13 protein-coding genes are annotated in these 16,139 nt (G+C 55.9%); 1 reads left to right on the top strand and 12 read right to left on the bottom strand.

The window, feature by feature from the left end; genetic code table 11:
- Window positions 1-183: 183 nt before the first annotated feature.
- From ACWGXE_RS08860 to ACWGXE_RS08815, 10 genes are all read right to left on the bottom strand, one after another.
- Window positions 184-1,875 carry a hypothetical protein gene (locus tag ACWGXE_RS08860; RefSeq protein ID WP_447602990.1) on the bottom strand — a complete coding sequence of 564 codons (1,692 nt, stop codon included), beginning with the start codon at window positions 1,873-1,875 and terminating at the stop codon, window positions 184-186.
- Between the two features lie 381 nt (window positions 1,876-2,256).
- Complete coding sequence (locus ACWGXE_RS08855; protein WP_447602988.1) at window positions 2,257-4,590, bottom strand: PAS domain S-box protein; 2,334 nt, start codon at window positions 4,588-4,590, stop codon at window positions 2,257-2,259.
- Window positions 4,566-5,105, bottom strand: a complete 540-nt coding sequence (locus ACWGXE_RS08850; protein WP_447602986.1) for a hypothetical protein — start codon at window positions 5,103-5,105, stop codon at window positions 4,566-4,568. Before ACWGXE_RS08850 ends, ACWGXE_RS08855 begins: the two co-directional genes overlap by 25 nt.
- Window positions 5,071-5,325 carry a hypothetical protein gene (locus ACWGXE_RS08845; protein WP_447602984.1) on the bottom strand — a complete coding sequence of 85 codons (255 nt, stop codon included), beginning with the start codon at window positions 5,323-5,325 and terminating at the stop codon, window positions 5,071-5,073. The genes ACWGXE_RS08850 and ACWGXE_RS08845 overlap by 35 nt, the downstream gene beginning before the upstream one ends.
- Before the next feature lie 827 nt (window positions 5,326-6,152).
- Complete coding sequence (locus tag ACWGXE_RS08840) at window positions 6,153-6,971, bottom strand: LuxR C-terminal-related transcriptional regulator (RefSeq protein WP_447602982.1); 819 nt, start codon at window positions 6,969-6,971, stop codon at window positions 6,153-6,155.
- Between the two features lie 190 nt (window positions 6,972-7,161).
- Window positions 7,162-7,941, bottom strand: a complete 780-nt coding sequence (locus tag ACWGXE_RS08835) for an ABC transporter permease (protein ID WP_447602981.1) — start codon at window positions 7,939-7,941, stop codon at window positions 7,162-7,164.
- Between the two features lie 10 nt (window positions 7,942-7,951).
- Window positions 7,952-8,875, bottom strand: a complete 924-nt coding sequence (locus ACWGXE_RS08830) for an ABC transporter ATP-binding protein (protein WP_447602979.1) — start codon at window positions 8,873-8,875, stop codon at window positions 7,952-7,954.
- Between the two features lie 2 nt (window positions 8,876-8,877).
- Window positions 8,878-9,843 (bottom strand): tetratricopeptide repeat protein, encoded by a 966-nt coding sequence (locus ACWGXE_RS08825; protein WP_447602977.1) that lies wholly within the window; start codon window positions 9,841-9,843, stop codon window positions 8,878-8,880.
- The gene (locus tag ACWGXE_RS08820; protein ID WP_447602976.1) at window positions 9,822-10,544 is read right to left on the bottom strand and encodes a type IV pilin protein; all 723 of its coding nucleotides are present in this window, start codon (window positions 10,542-10,544) and stop codon (window positions 9,822-9,824) included. The genes ACWGXE_RS08825 and ACWGXE_RS08820 overlap by 22 nt, the downstream gene beginning before the upstream one ends.
- Window positions 10,545-10,702: 158 nt before the next feature.
- Window positions 10,703-11,356: a response regulator gene (locus ACWGXE_RS08815; RefSeq protein WP_447602974.1), complete on the bottom strand. Its 654-nt coding sequence runs from the start codon at window positions 11,354-11,356 to the stop codon at window positions 10,703-10,705.
- Window positions 11,357-11,988: 632 nt separating this feature from the next.
- Here ACWGXE_RS08815 and ACWGXE_RS08810 point away from each other — a divergent pair.
- Window positions 11,989-13,023, top strand: a complete 1,035-nt coding sequence (locus ACWGXE_RS08810; protein ID WP_447602972.1) for an IS481 family transposase — start codon at window positions 11,989-11,991, stop codon at window positions 13,021-13,023.
- 91 nt (window positions 13,024-13,114) lie between these two features.
- Here ACWGXE_RS08810 and ACWGXE_RS08805 read toward each other — a convergent pair whose 3' ends face one another.
- Together ACWGXE_RS08805 and ACWGXE_RS08800 are read right to left on the bottom strand one after the other, a co-directional pair.
- Complete coding sequence (locus ACWGXE_RS08805; protein WP_447602970.1) at window positions 13,115-13,942, bottom strand: LysM peptidoglycan-binding domain-containing protein; 828 nt, start codon at window positions 13,940-13,942, stop codon at window positions 13,115-13,117.
- Window positions 13,943-14,026: 84 nt separating this feature from the next.
- Window positions 14,027-15,934: a secretin N-terminal domain-containing protein gene (locus tag ACWGXE_RS08800; protein WP_447602969.1), complete on the bottom strand. Its 1,908-nt coding sequence runs from the start codon at window positions 15,932-15,934 to the stop codon at window positions 14,027-14,029.
- Window positions 15,935-16,139 lie beyond the last annotated feature (205 nt).

Genomic DNA, 16,139 nt, shown 5'->3' with positions numbered 1-16,139 from the left:
TTTGTTCAGTGAAATGACCTCGGTTATCGCACGGTGCCTACGCTAGGTACTCTCATCAGAATAGAGGGATCGTTCGCGGAGGTCGCAACCGTGAAGGGGAGAGGGAAAGGCACTGGTCTCCCTCTCCCTCCGTCATGGATTAGCTAGGCGTCACCGCGCTTTGCATTCCAGCCCCCTCCATGATCACTGCGTCATCGTCGGCTGGATCCACGGCGGGCTCAGCGGGAAGCCGATGATCCCGGAGTTCCACCCCACGCCTTCGGCCACACTCGGGCACGTCGGGCAGGTCGTCGAGTCCAGCCCGGCCAACTTGACCGTGCTCCGCGCGTTGGTGGTAATCTGCCCGGCCAACTGCAACGTATCCATGTCCAGCACCATCATCTTGTCCTGATAGGCCACCGACGCCACGTGGTAGTACCCGCCGCCTTGCTTCGGCACAAAGGTTCCACCATGGCAGCCGTTGCCGCAGTCCGTCGTCGCCACGACCGTATCCGACGACGTATCGATGACCGCGATCCGCGCCGCCTTCGACAGCAAGGCGACCACATACCTCCCGTCCGGGCTTGGAGGCACCTGGATCGGCGAGTGAATCGTTGGGACTGGTGTGCCCATCAGCGTACAAGTGGTGCAGACCCCCAGATCCACATTGTGCAGGAACCCGCCCGTCACCGGATCGTAGACACCGACCGTATGATCGACGGCATTAGTCACATAGGTCTTGGTGCAGTTCTGCAGCGTGCCGACTGCGACCGGATAGATGCCGACCGACGGCGTGGCTGTATCCTTGGTGCCGACGCCGTTCGGCGTCGCCGGGACGGTCATGAACACCACTTTGTTCTGCAACGGCGCCGGCGCCACCAGATGCTTGCCGTCGCCGCAGATCCAGAACCCATGCGGCAGATCCGATCCCGTATTGATGTAATTAGTCACAGTTGGGGCCGGGTTCTGTGCATCGAACAGCGCAATATGCCCGGACACCGAGCCATCCGGGTTGACGCCGCCCTCCATCGTGGACATGCCGACCACGCCGTTGGGCGTTGTCATGACATGCGTATTATTGCCCGCTGGCAGAGTCGTGATAACGAACGGGCTTTGGTTGTTCGTCTTCCTGTCGTAGACCATGAGTTTTCCCGCGTGCAACTGTGTCGCGAACATCTTACAGCCGGTTTTGTCGAACCAAAGATTGTGTGTCGTGAAGGCCCCTTCGAACCGACCGCCGATCATCCGATTCCCGCAGGGAAGGGAAACTTTTCGGATCGAGGCCGTTGGATTCTGATCGAATGCCGACAACGAGAGGTCCTGAAAAGACTTGGCGTCCGCACAATGGATCACGCCCGGCACCTTCCCCGGCGGCGTTTCATAGGTGGCCGTCGTGCAGACTTCGCCGATGCCAGGCGAGAAGCCGTTCGCGATCGGCGTCGGCATGTCCGGCGTGTCGGGCCCTTGCAGAATGTCGAACAACGGGCCTGCGCCGAGTGGGGCTCCAGGAAGGCTCACGCTGATGGATCCGGCAAACCATGGGTGAATCAGGCAGGTGTAGGGAAAGATTCCGGGTGTATCAAATTTCACCCGGAATGTCTGCCCCGGCAGGAGATCCCGCTTATCGAACAGGCCGCCGAACGAAAGTGTCGGAACCGGATCCCCCGGACTTGCGGCCAACGCCACCATAGTCACCGTATGCATGGAATCCGGCGATTGGTTCGTCCACGTGACCGTATCTCCGACATTGATCGACAACTGGGTTGGAAGGAAGAACGGGGTATTATCCGAGACGGCCACCGGATTGTCTCGCGCTATAGCTGGCCCGGCGCCCAGCGCGACCAGCGCGAGTGCCGCCGCAGAAATCAGCGTGCCTTTGAGATTGGGATGCTTCATGGTTTATTCTCCTTTTGCTGCAGTGGGAAAAGTGCGGCCTGTGCTGCCCTCGGCTGTCACATATTGCACCTCCTTTCGGATTCCTGATGGCCCCGCCGCTCGAGTGAGAAGCCTCTTCCGTTCCATTGCGCACTGTAGGCGAGTACCTTTACGGCGACAATCGGCAAAGTGGAGGCGGCGAATGGGACACCGACAACGTGTCCCCTCAGTTTGAGCGGCTGTGTTCGAGCGAAAGCGTTTCGGGCGAACGCAGGGGTTCTACCGATTCAAAACAGGCGAGAGGGGCGAACCGAAGATTCCATGAGATTGTCCGTCAGCCCCGGTCGGGGAGACTGACTGGTCAAGAGGTGGAAGGATGAGAGGCCCATGGCTTGGACGTGATCATGCCCCGTCGGCAATCTCCAGCGCGGGCGGGACCTTCTCCGCCAGTGGAATTTCCATGCTGATCCGGGTGCCGCGATTGGGCGCCGATTCGATGGTGAGCTGTCCCCCGAGAGCACTGACTCGCTCGCGCATGCCGGTCAAGCCGAAGGTTGCTATGCTGTGAGCCCGCTCGGCATCGAATCCTCGGCCGTGATCCTCGACGTCAACGCTCAGCGTGCGCTCGTTCGCGAAGACGCGCACCCTGGCCTCTCGAACTCCGGCATGACGGGCGACGTTCGTCAACGATTCTTGTACGGTCCGGTAGGCGGCTGTCTCAATAGCCTGGCCAAACCGCCGTTCCAACCCCGCATGCTCAAATTCCACCTGGATGCCGCTTCGTGCAGAATACTGCTGTACCTGCCACAGCAAGGCGGCCAGTAGGCCAAGATCGTCCAGCATCGGAGGTCTGAGATCGAGCGACAGCGCCTGCACTCTCTTAATGAGGTCATCAACCATCACCACAGCCTCATTCAGTTTCACGAGCGGGCTTTCGGCTGGTACCCGCTGTACCATTTCAAGGGTTATTCTCAACGCGGTCAGCGCCTGACCGATCTGATCATGCAACTCGCGCGCGATGTGGCGACGTTCGAACTCTCCGAAGAGCACAGCGACCAAACGGGCCCTGGCCGCCTCGGCTCTTTTGCGATCGGTCAAATCACGGACGATTCCACTAAAGAAAGTTCCTTTCATGCCCCTCCAGATCGCCAGCGAGATTTCCAATGGAAATTCCGTCCCGTCCTTGTGCACCCCGTACATCTCCAGGGTGCGTCCCACAAACGTACTCTCACCAGCGGTGCGAACTCGTTCGAGGGCGTTCGTGTGTGACTCGCGAAAACGTTCCGGCATGAGACAGGTGAGGGAATTCCCGATGACTTCGGCGGCGCGATAGCCAAAGATGATTTGCGCGCCGAGATTCCACGATAAGATCCGGCCGTTCCAATCCGCCGTGATGATGGCATCGGTTGCCGACTCCGTGACGGAGCGGAACCGCTGCTCACTCTCGCGCAATGCTTCTTCCGACTGCCGCCGTTTTGTAATATCTCGAAAATACCAGATGCGCCCGTAGACGACCTCGCCAGCGTCCTTGATTGGCGCACTGTACTGCTCGAACAATCGGCCATCTTTTAACTCGATGTCCTGGGGCTGCTCGTGTACCTGCGGCGTCGAGTCAGAGAGCGTCGGAACCTCCTTCATGAGCTGCTCAGGGTTGACCACCAGAGCTTCCAGTTTCCGCAATAAGAATCCGCTCTCACCTTTTTGGAACAGACTCTTGGCGACATCCCACATCTCCGCAAAGCGGCTGTTGAAGGACAGCACCTCTCCGCGACTGGACATAACAAGAATGCCGTCGATCGCCGCCTCGCTCTGAGACTCCAGCAGGCTCTTCTGATAGCGGAGATCTTCAAGAGTGTGATGCAGAGTCAGTAAGCTCTGCTGAAGCCGTTCTTCGCTTGCTTCGAGCGCTTTGGTGCGCCCCTCCAATTCATCGTTCACTTTGGACAACGCCAACGTTCGCTCCAAGACCCGGCGTTCCAATTCGTCATGGGCTTTCTTCAGCGCTTCTTCTATCTTGACGCGGTCGGAAACATCCCGGCCGACTCCCAATAAGCCAACGGCAATTCCATTCTCATCCGTTTGAACGGTTTGGAAGAATTCTCCCACTCGGTAGGCGCCCCATTGGTCGAATATCTTCACCGTAAATAAGGGCGGTTGTTCTCCGGCCATGGTCCGTTCGAACATCGCCATCGCGAGCGGGAGGTCCTCGGGACACACCAGAGGGGCGAATGGCTTCCCAATCCATTCCGAGCATGGCCATCCTGTAAAGACTTCAAAGGCAGGATTAAGCGACGTGATGATTCCCTGGGGTGAAATCGTATAGATGACATCACGTGCAGTCTCGATCAGCCGCCGGTACCGCTGTTCGGAAAGGCTCAGTGCTTCGGCCGCCCGCCTCTGCTTCGTAATGGCCTCATACAGCGCTCGTTCCTTCCCCGGCAGGTCTTGATAGATTTTATAAAAGCCGAACCCATAGAGGAGCCAACTTGAAGAAAGAGCCAGAAGCCAGGCACTCGCTCCACTTGCCTTGCCAAACACGTCGGCCAGAATATGTTGTTGCAGAATTCCGTCAACGATCATGATGACATGGCCACTCGCCATGATCAGTGAACCCGTTGCGATAAAGACCATTCCATTGCCGACTAAACTATTCTTGGTGCGTCTGGCAGTCAGAAAACTGAAGATAGTGGCCAGCAGGAGGAAGGGAAGTTCTAAAAGTACCAACCATGCTTCCATGGCATCATCTCCAGGAAGAGAACATCTACCACATCCACCCTATGATGAGAACGGTCAGAGTCATTCTGAGACGGGAGAAGCAGCAGAAGCTCACGATGTTGCAGAGTAAGAATGTAGTGCTCCCCATTTGTCAAGCGGCGCGAACTGAGTGCTGTGGCTGAGTTGTTGTTCGACCCTGGCACGGTGTCCGATACGCGAGCGCTGAATGCAAATACCGCGTGTTGTACCACTCGACCCAAGTGGCGAGCGCCTGTTCCAATGCCACCGGACTGGTCAATTCGCGGAGCCAGAGGAGTTCTTCTTTGAGCGTCCGCATCAGCCGTTCGGTATCGGCGTTGTTTCGGTTCCAAGAGCCGGGCAGCTTCTTCCAGTGCGAGAGCAAATCGTTGCGGAATCGCGTCCAGCAGGTTGCGGCGCTCGGCTAATGAGCTGCCGCGAAGCGCTACCAGAATTTCCTGCTCGGTTCCCAGCCCGACATCCTTACCACTCATGAACGGTCGGATGTTCAGCCGCACGCCGTCGTTCCGCCGGCGGCATGAGCTGAAACCGGGCGGTGAGATCTTTTCGCTGATCATCGTCAGCTAAATTGCCTTTGTAATCTCCGCCGCTTTCTGGAGCGCTTTGAGCTTTAAATCTGCGCCACTGCCCCTTGGGGTTGTTGTAGCTCGTGAACGCCGCGTGATCCCGAGCGTCGCACACGTTTTCATGAAACCACCGAGGTCGGCTGACAGCCATTGTCGCTCATCAGATGCAGGCCGTGGTCGCGGCTCCCCTGCGGGAATTGGCGCTGCACGGCCGAGTCCAACGCGACCAACCACTGCAACGTCTTCGCCTGGAGGCCGCGTAGTGGCCCACAATCTTTTTCGTATACCAGTCTAACACGATGACGACATACACCCAGCTGATGGGCTCGACCATCACCTTCGTCATGTCAATGCCCCACCACTGGTTCGGGGTCGTCGGGCGCGGCTTGCTGCGCGTCGGCGTGCGGCGCGCCTTCAACCGGGCATTGGCTTTCACAAGCAAGCCATGCTCCTGCATCAGTCGCCAGAATCCGCTTCCTGTTGACGGCCAGTCCCTCGCCGAAGCGCAGCTGGGTCCAGATCCGGCGATACCCCAAAACGCATGCTCCGCTTTCAGCGCCTGGATTCGTACCAGCACGGCGCATTGCGCTGGCCAGAGTTTACTTAGTTCCGATGGCCTTTGCCTTAGAGGGGTATAAGAATACACCGCTTCTCAAGACAGTTCCAGGCAGCCCGCAAGACTCCCTTGACCCAGCTGTCCGACAGAAGGCCACAGGCTTTCGGTCAGCAGTGATGTTACCTTGGCATCAGTGGAAAGCGTGCCAATATGCCGCGCACGCCGTCACGGTAGCAGGGAGGGAGTACAATCAGGCGGGGTGAACCTTCATACTGGGAGGGTATGAAGTGGTCTCATACAGAAATGGTGCGGGTGGTGCGTTGGCGCGCCCGCTCTCTTTACCACACAGGAGGCCGTTTTTGTTGATCCGATTCAGCAGAACCCGACTTTATCCTTTTCGAATTAAGGTTAACTCTTGACTCCTACGGAACGTTGAACCTTCTGACCTTGCCCATTCCACTTGGAAGGGTCATGATCCTATCGTGGCCAACACTGATGTCTGCTGTCACAGCGCGATTCTCATTTGACTTTTTCTTCACAAGGCGCGTTGAGAACGGAACTTTTACATCCGGATGGAATCCATTGGCTTTCTGCTTAATCCTATGCCTGTTTAGATCCTTGTACGATGTAGAATCCAGATCCGTCGATAGTGCGCTGCCTTCTACGCCGGCCTTAGCCTCCAACAATCTTGCCAGGATGCCGCACTTGCTATCGGCATGAATCTTAAATCGAATGTTTTTGATATGATCTCGAACCGTATTCGCGGAGATGGACAACTCATACGCAATCTCCTTGTAGCTTCTCCCCTTCGCCAGAAGATCGAGGATTTGTCCCTCTCGGTTTGTCAGCTTGTACTGCTCGTGAATGGCCCCCAAGTCGAGACTCCCGGTGGGCCGGTGTTGCATCTCAACCAGCACTACGATGCGCGGCTCCTCCCTCATGCACGATTCAATCCCCAATCCTCTCAGCCGGTAGAGCCGATCGCCAATTTCAAGCGGCACCTCCCAGCACAGACTGGCGCGTTCCACGCCGGGTCTTTTTTGCGATGCCGTCATCAGTTCCCTTACACGCGTGCACAGCCGTTTGATTTCCAGACCGTTCTCCCGATTCCTGGGCGGAGAAAGGTCTGTGCCGGACTGGAATGCATCAAGAACTTCCCTTCCTGCTCGATTACTGTAGACCAACTGGCCTTTCAAAGAATAGACAAGAATCCCGTTCGATGCTGGATCGTCTGCTTTCATGCGTCCATACCCCCCTCTCTTTCTCGTGGCAAGCTAGGCTGCTCATGCTGATCCGGTTGTTTCTGCAGACCACTGCACGAAGGATGTCGCGAATTCGTTGCATGATGGCTAACCATGAAGCTGCTACGCTTGCGCCGTCTTGGTTTTGTTCGAGGCTTGGCATAGTCATGCTCGATGGAAACGTGCATATCTACCGAAAGTCTCGTCGCTGAAAGATGATGGCTGCGATCGCCAGCAACCACGCCGTATACAGGATGCCGTAACCGAGCGCCAGTTCCATCTCCACTGCGCTTATGTCGAGGCGGTGAATCACCCGGCCTTTCATATTGAACTGTTCAAGATTCGGCAGCATGTAAAAGATCACGTCGATCAGCACCCGCGCCCCCGAATCAAACTTCACGCTGAGCGTCTTAAAATCCTCGAGGAGATGGCCGATGGCATAGATCGCGAGTGTACAAATCGCGCTCAACGTGGCGCTGGTGAAGGTCGAAAACAGCAATGCGACGGCGGTTACCACCATCAACTCTAGGAAGATCAACGGCACGGCCTTGTACAACACCGGCTCGATCGGTATATCCATGACCGTCAGAACCATCAGGATGCCGGCCATCATCAAAAAGATGTTCAGCAGCAACGTCAGAACCAAGCCGATGTACTTTCCCATGAGAAACTCGCATCTCCGGATGGGTTTAGTGATCACCGCCTCAATGGTCTTGCTATCGATTTCCCTGCTTACGAGACCGATCCCGATAAAAATTGCCATGACGGTTCCAAAGAAATTGAGCGATGCAAGGCCGAGGTTCAGGATCAGTCGGCGGCTATCGCCGAGGTTGAAGCGAACCAGCAGCATAGAAGAGGCGATCAGCAGCAGCGCAAACACGACGAGGCTGGCAAGGATCTTCTCGCGCAGGTGTTCTCGAACGGTATTCATGCTAATCACCAGCAGCCTGTTCACCGCTCCAGTTTCCATCGCGTCACTCTCATGCGCGCATCAACAGGGCTTCCAATGAACGTTTGTGCGGAGCCAGGGAGAGAAGCGTCGCCCCGCGTGATTGGATCACAACCAGCATGCGATTGACCTGCTCCTGGCTTTCGAGCACGACAAGCGCCCGGTGTCCGTACGTCACCACCGTTTGGGCGATTTTTCTCGCATAGTCCACGCCTTCGTCATCCAGTCCTCCCACGACCACTTCGATGCATTGGTTCGCCGAAGGTCCCAGCAGTTCTTCCACGGTCCCGAGCGCCGCCAACCGTCCTTTAACCAGGATGCCGACTCGGTCGCATAGAAATTCAACGTCATGAACAAGGTGAGAGCTGAAGAAGATAGTCTTGCCATGCGTCTTGAGGCGCAGGATCAGATCCCTCACCATTTTTCTGCCCAAAGGATCGAGCCCGGACATCGGCTCATCAAGGATCACCAACCGAGGATCATTGATCAGGGCCTGTGCGATTCCCAAGCGTTGCAGCATGCCTTTTGAGAATTTGCGAAGCTGAAGACGGCTTGCCCCCGATAAGCCCACCATCTCCAACTGTTCTTCAATGCGGGTCGCCAAGGCCTTTCCCCTGAGACCGAACAAACGCCCATAAATTGCCAGACATTCTTCAGCCGTCAGATATTGATAAAAATGCGGCGCCTCTGAGAGAAATCCTACGAGGTTCTTGATCCTGATATCTCCGGCCTCGTGCCCAAAGATCCAGGCCTTGCCTGCGGTCGGATGGATTAGGCCGACTAAGATTCTCAGTGTCGTCGATTTCCCTGCGCCGTTCGGTCCGAGAAAGCCGAAAGCTTCACCCTGTCGGACTTCAAGATTTAAGTCATCTAAAGCGGTGAAGGGACGTCCCCAAAAGCCCGTCCGGAAGACCTTTTTCAGCGACTCCGTTCGAAACACAATTTCAGAACTCATGGTCACTGTTGGGTTCGATCCGCCTTTTCGCGTTGATGCTTCCATCGTCCGAGCCCCAACCGATGCGGGTGCGTGCTACTCGTGATGGTTCCTGTTTGCTGATCAAGGCGATACTCTCCTCCAAACGGCTCCTGAGGGATGGCTTGTAGGAAAGCGTTCTCAACGAGGGCCGATAAGTTCTGTGGTACTGCCCCTTCGGCTATGCGATACCGTGTCATTGCTTGTTCCAGAGCCCTGATGTCGCGTTCGATCATCAATTCTCTAATTCGGGTATCGAGCGCTTCTTTGGTGTGCACATCCCGGGCCTCGCGCCACAGCGGGACGACAAAATCCAGGGCAACCTCGACCTGCCCTACTTCTGCATAGAGACGAGTCGCTAAACCCGGCAGGTAGGGCGGGCGCCCCGGCAGGCGTGCGGCAAGGGCCATATAGTCGGCGGCCCGGGCGTAGTCATGGAGATAGAAGAGGCTGTTATATCCAAGATAGAAGGGAATCTGCCAGTCAGCCGGATTGGCCTTCAGCCCTTTCTTTAGGAGCGCATTGCTCAAGTCGACGCGGTGGGCGAGTTCGGTCAAGGCGACGCCACCGACCTGATAGGCATACGCATATTGCGGGTCCAGCGTGGTCATCACGTCCAATGCGTGATACAACCATTCACACTCATTTGGGGTCAGAGTACGCTGGCCGAGGACCTGTAGAACACGAAGCCAAACCACGTCTGCGGCCACCTGGTTATATCCCAGCAGAAACGGCTTCAAAAACTCACCGGGCGGTAGAAACGCCAGTTCTTGAATTTGCATGGCCGTTTGCCGGACTTGCGACACACGCGCTGTTTGAAACTCGACAAATCCCGTGAACAACAGGCAGACGATGACCCCCGGAATAAACCGCGTGGGCAGATCCACGGCTTGAGCCGAGTGGTCCTCAGTGCGCGAAGGGAACCGATTCAGAATCGACCGCCACTGCATTCGACCACTCCGCTGGCATCTCCGATTTGATAACTTGCAGCCTTGCCATCACCGTCCAGGTCTGCCAGAGCGTACCCAATAAAGCCCGCATTCTCGGCGGCCGGCGCCTCGCCTGCAGGAACAGTCGCGGGGTTCAGGCAGCCATTGACTCCAACCTGAGGCATCTGGCCGCTCGCCAGGAAGGACGCGACGCCGTATTGATAGCGAACAGGGCCGGAAGGCCTGAAGCCGACGTCTTCGAAGGTTCCCATAAAGGCGCCGGACGCAGGGGGAGGTGCGCAGAACTGAGGCGTGATGGCCAGCCCTCCACCAACGTTCCACGGCGTCAGCACACCTCTGGGGGGGATTGCGGGCGGATTCGCCGCAATAGCTGGACCGCAACTTTTTTCAATCATTAGCGCGGCCATCCCCGTTTTGATCCCGCCAAGGTTGGTCTTGGCCTCGGACGTCTTAGCCTTCAGCTGATATTGGAGAAAATTCGGAATGGCCACGGCTGCCAAGATCCCGATGATCGCCACCACAATCATGAGCTCGATTAAGGTGAACCCTGCTACATCTTTCAACCGACGCGTGATCCATAACGAATGATAAGCATCATTCCCAGACATGGCGTATCCCTCCATCTTCAATATCTCTGTCGAATGATCGCTCGCCAGGGATGGCACGCTTGCTCGACCTGAAGCTTCAAAAAACAATGTCACTCTATTGATTTCGTGTCGGACGTGCTAGGGTACCGGCGCGTAATTTCTTTAGATTCGCCTACGGAAAAAGTCTGCGTTGAAACCCGGAGACCGTGCAGGTAGACACTGAGCCTCAATGGCTCTATTAGGTCCGAATAGGCCTGGTGTAAGTAAGCTTGTCAGCGTTCGGCGGGCACAATTCCGCGGCGAACCGCGTAGAGGACGAGATCAGTCTGGCTATTCAAACTGAGTTTCCGCATGAGATTGGACCGGTGGGTCTCTACAGTTCGTGGGCTAATGAACAGCTTGGCTGCAACATTGATGGTACTATGCCCCGAGACAACGAGGTGCAACACTTCGCGTTCACGGGAAGTTAGCGTTTCATATGGGTCGATTGCCGAAGAATCAGTCTTCTTGACATAGGCCTCAATGATGGTTTCAGACAGCGGCGGACTCAGATAATGGCGACCTGCCGTCACTTCGCGGACCGCCTTGATAAGTTCATCCATGCTGGCTGATTTCAGCACATATCCCGCCGCTCCATTTCTCAGCGCTTCCAACACATAGGCTTCGGTGCTATACATTGACAGGACGATGACCTTGACGCGAGGAATCCGTTTAGTGATCTGGCGCGTCACTTCAAGCCCGCTTATAGAGGGAATCATGAGATCCAGCAGAATGATGTCGGGACGCAACGATTCCGTGAGCGGGACCACCTCTAAACCATCGCCGGTTTCTCCAGCAATCGAGATATCGCCTTCCGCTTGGAGTATCGTCCGCACTCCCTGACGGACGAGAGGATGATCGTCGGCCAGCAGAATCTTAATACTCATCTGACTCGCTATCGGGATGAACGGGCAGCTCACTGAATATGCGGGTGCCACTTTCCGGTTGGGACTCCAACGTGAAGGCGTTGGACAGGGCGGCGACTTTTTTGCGGATGTTCGTTAGTCCCAAAGCAACAGCGGCTTAGCCGGTCGCATTATACTCCACGCCCGCATGTTTGACTAGGAGTTCAAGCTTGGCCTTCACGATCCACACTCGCACAGTCGCTGATTTGGACAAATCAATCTTCAAAGCCGTCAAAATCTGTTTAACCTCTTCCCGAAGTTATAGGCCAGGCGCCTGCGTACCTCTTCCTCAAAGACCATAGTGGCCAATCCTGGCCGCTTTGCTTAGTGAATATTGGCGTTAGCAGAAAGGTAACTGCAGATTCTGACCCCGGCCCCGTTATGGCTGCATAACGGGTCATAAGGCATTTTTTCCTCATGTAAGACGAACAGGAAGTGTCATAAGGAGAAAGGGGTTGAGCAATGCAGTGTCCGAGGATACCCGAATCACAACCCGGTAAACAAGTTCAACAAGAGCAGGTGTTCAGCAAGAGCAGGAAGGATTCTTTTGTGAAAGCTAGAACTTAAACTGACAGTCAGGTAGAGTCCTCCCTCTTTCGAAAGGAGCGAGGACAATGACGACGGAGCAGAAGATCATCAAGGCCAAAGTCGGCGTGTTGGAACTGGCGAAGCAGCTCGGTAATGTCTCCAAAGCCTGTCAGCTGATGGGGTATAGCCGAGATAGTTTCTATCGGTTCAAAGAACTCTACGACAGGGGCGGCGAGGCCGCCCTCCAAGAGATTTCGCGACAGAAACCCCTCCTCAAGAATCGGGTGGCGCCTGAAGTGGAGCAGGTGATTGTGCAGATGGCCATTGAGCAGCCGGCTTGGGGGCAGGCCCGCGTGGCCAATGAACTGCGCAAGCAGGCCCTGACGATTTCCCCGGCGGGCGTGCGATGCATCTGGCTCCGCCATGATCTCGAAACGATGCGGAAACGATTGAAGGCGCTGGAAGCGAAGGTGGCGCAAGAAGGTCTGGTGCTCACCGATGCGCAAGTGGTGGCGCTCGAGAAGGCCACCGCGGATAAAGAAGCGCACGGGGAATTCGAGAGCGCATGTCCCGGCTACTGCGGCGCGCAGGACACGTTCTACGTCGGGACGTTGAAGGGCGTGGGCCGGATCTATCAACAGACCTTCATCGATACCTACAGCAAAGTCGGCTTTGCCAAGCTATACGACCGAAAGACGCCGGTGACGGCCGCGGAATTGCTCAATGACCGAGTCTTGCCGTTTTTCGAGCAGCACGACATTCCGCTGAACCGTGTGCTCACCGATCGTGGCACGGAATACTGTGGCGCGCCGGAGCGCCATGAGTACGAATTGTACCTTGCCGTGGAGAACATTGATCACACGCGCACCAAGACGCGGCATCCCCAGACCAACGGGATCTGTGAGCGGTTCCACAAAACGATGTTGAACGAGTTCTACCGCGTAGCGTTCCGGAAGAAGATCTATCAGACGCTGGAGGAACTCCAGGCCGACCTGGATGCATGGATACAGGAGTACAACGAGCAGCGCCCTCATCAGGGCCGCTGGTGCTATGGCAAGACGCCCATGCACACCTTCGTCGACAGTGTGCCGCTGGCCAAGGAGAAAATGTTAGCGGCCTAAACCCGGTGAGGACTCGCTGTCTGTCAGATGAAGTCTTGAGTTATACAATTCTTTTTTGCGTGTACGTCCTGCAGAGAGAGCTTATCGTCGTTCAATGGTCAGCATCATTATTCATTTCATCATGAGGGCGAGTGGCCACACCAGAGGGAAGGAGGAGAGTCTGTCCAGCGACAATCAGATCCCTTTGCAGGCTATTGGCCACCCTCAATGCCGATACCGTGATCTTGTGTTGCTGCGCTATGGACCAGAGAGTGTCACCTGGCTTGACGGTCACCCAGCTCGATCGCCCTCCCTCGACGCGCGTCATCGAGCCTTCGCCCAGAACGTACTGAACGGGATCAGCCCAGACCGCAGTTATGGATTGTTGGTCCTCCATGACGACGGGTTTTTTGAATTTGTCCGTCCTTCCAGCGCGCCGTTGGGCCAGTTCGAGTTTCGCTTGCGCGAGCTCGGCGGTCCGTAGAGCCAAGGCTGCTCCCATTTCCCTCACTCTAGCTCTGGCCGCTATGGCTTCGTCGGCAAGCTGCCGTAGGTGAGGCAATTCATGCAATTGGGCTTTCAACTCGGCGCTCGTCTTCAGAGCCTGATCGCGCTCCAACTGTAACACCTCCAAATCCTTCTGCACCCGTTCGAGTGATTCACGTCTCTTGTTGAGCTGTTCGCGCAATTCCTGAAGCTCGGCTTCCTGTTTGGCGGCTGCAATGCGCGTGGCAGCCACCTCGGCTTTCATCCTGGCTGCCTCCGCTCTCATTTCTTTGGCCACCGCTTCGGCTTGTCGGCGTAGAAGCTCGATCGAGGGTTCACCCAACAGATTAGGATCAGCCGTACACCCAGGAGCGAGAAGAATCATGATCACGATTGTGCGCGTGCTGAGCGTCTGAAGCCGCCTTAAGAAGAACGCCTGTATGTTACTTGCCATGAATGTCCCTTCCCTTGTCGCGCCGTTTAGCCATTTGTCCCATCCTTGCACCGACATCGTTTGCTTCCGTAGCCCATAGTTTCGTCAGGGGTGCAGATCTTGCGCCGGCTTAGCGTCTGGCTCACTCGGAGATGGGAGGCTCTCAGCCGGATGAGAGGCATTCCTCCGCAAAGAATTCCGTCCCGTATTGGAAAACAACGGTTCAGTAGCAAAGGATGTGGCAGTCCCGGACCAGAAGTACTGGGTCTCCACTGCCGGTGGGGTTACGCCGCGCACGATATGCGGAGTGATGGTCAGAACAACCTCGGTCGTGGTTTCGTTTGTCTGAACGCTGCTCAGGAGATGTCGAAGAATTGGGAGATCTCCAAGCCACGGTACCGTGCTTCGCTGGGCCTTTTCCGTATCCTGAAGCAGTCCCCCGAGGACGACCGTCTCGCCATCCTTCAAGTTCAAAATGGTCTCTGCCATCCGCGTCCCGAATTTGAACTGTCTGATGGGGGGACTTGCCTGAAGCTCTACTTGTTCACCAAGAGTGGTGACCTCGATCTGAAGCTTTAACGTCACTTCGTTCATGAGTTGAATATTCGGCTCGACGGTCAGCTTAACCCCTGTATCCTTAAACTCAATGGAGGTGACCGTGGACGTCACCGGAATCGCACCGGTCGCTGCTTGGCCGGGCAGGACATTCGAGGTGGACAAGAGAATCGGTTGTTTGTCTCCGACGTTAATCTTGGCGAGTCGATTGTTTAAGACACGCAGCTTGGGAGCCGCCAGCGTTTTGGCATCCGCTTCCTGCTTCAGAAAATCAATCGTGATCGTACCCGGAAGCGTAAAAGCATAACTGCCCGACCCTAGCGAGGTCAGCTGCTGAAAGGCGAAGGCTCCTGCTTGTCCGCCTGGTGGCGCCAGGGATGCCGTGACCTTTTTCGCGAAGTCGACCCCATACTGTAGAAACTTGGTGTGGTCCACTTCCAATACTTCCAGTTCGAGTAAGACCTCGGGTTCACGCCTGTCGTTGGCAAGAATAATGCGCTCCGCCAATTGGAGCTTTTGTGGGCGGTCACGAATGACAAGCGCGTTCAGTTGCTCGTTGACGTAAATGTGTTTGGCCTCAAGGAGCGTCCTGACGACATTGACCATCTCCTTCGCTTTGGCGTTGGCCAGATAAAAGGTCCGGACCATAAGGTCTTCGTAAAGATCCTGCTTTTGTTTGTTTGTCGGGAAGACGAGCAAAGTATCGGGACCGATCCGTCGCGAAGAGAGGCCATTGGTGGCCATAATCAAGTTCAACGCCTCATTGACCGGCGTCTCTTTAACGAAAATCGTGATCGGATCATCCCCCTTGACGTCTTTATCGAAGATTAAATTGACGCCTTCGGCCCGAGCCAGAACTTCAAAGACTTCTCTAAGCTTGGTGCCTTGAAACCGAAGGGTCACTGGTGTCCGACTCCTGCCAAGCCCTTTCTCTTCTCTCTGTTGTCGAGTCACCTGCGTGATGCCATCGAGCGCAGCAGTCAAGCTCGGATCAAACTCTACTGCTCGTTTATAACTCTCCATCGCGTCATCGTAGCGACCAAGGCTTCCCAACTGGTCTGCCACTTGGACCAAGTCTCTGGCCTCTTTAAGCTTTAATGCGTCAGCCAGCACTGATTGATATTCCAATTGCATCGGATTCAGACCGGTTGCCAACTTGAACTCCTGCAACGCAAGAGGCAGTTCCTTCTGGTCAAGTTGTTTCCGTCCCTCGAGAAAGTGGGCATGCGCGGCCTGTTGCTTCGCCCTCTCCAGCGCGAGCTGAAGGTTCCGGTTAGATGGGTTGTGCTTGACCGCGAGTCGATAGGCCTCAACCGCACTATCCCACTCTCCTCTCGCTGCCAGGTGTTCCGCCTTCCGTAAGTCGCTGCCCGCGCAGCCGCTAAAGAAGGCGGCACCAACCACCTGCATCAGCAGGAGCAAGATCAGAACGTGACGAGGTCTGTAGCAAGGATCCATTAGCACCTGCCTTCTGATGCCAGAGAGCTTTCCCAGGCATCCCGCCGGACCCCAAGCTCAGCTGTTTCGTTTCCTTAAGGCATGATTAGGATGAGACAAAGGAAGGGTGTTGGCAATCCGCAGCTTCGCCTGCTCCAAAGGGAGCCATCACTTTTTAGGGTTCAGCTGGTCTTCTTTGCCTTAATCAGTCGGGGATGGAAAAGTG

This window comes from Nitrospira sp. Nam80 (assembly GCF_965152575.1).
The sequence above is the reverse complement of the archived record's forward strand: the minus strand, read 5'-3'. Positions and strand labels throughout refer to the sequence as shown.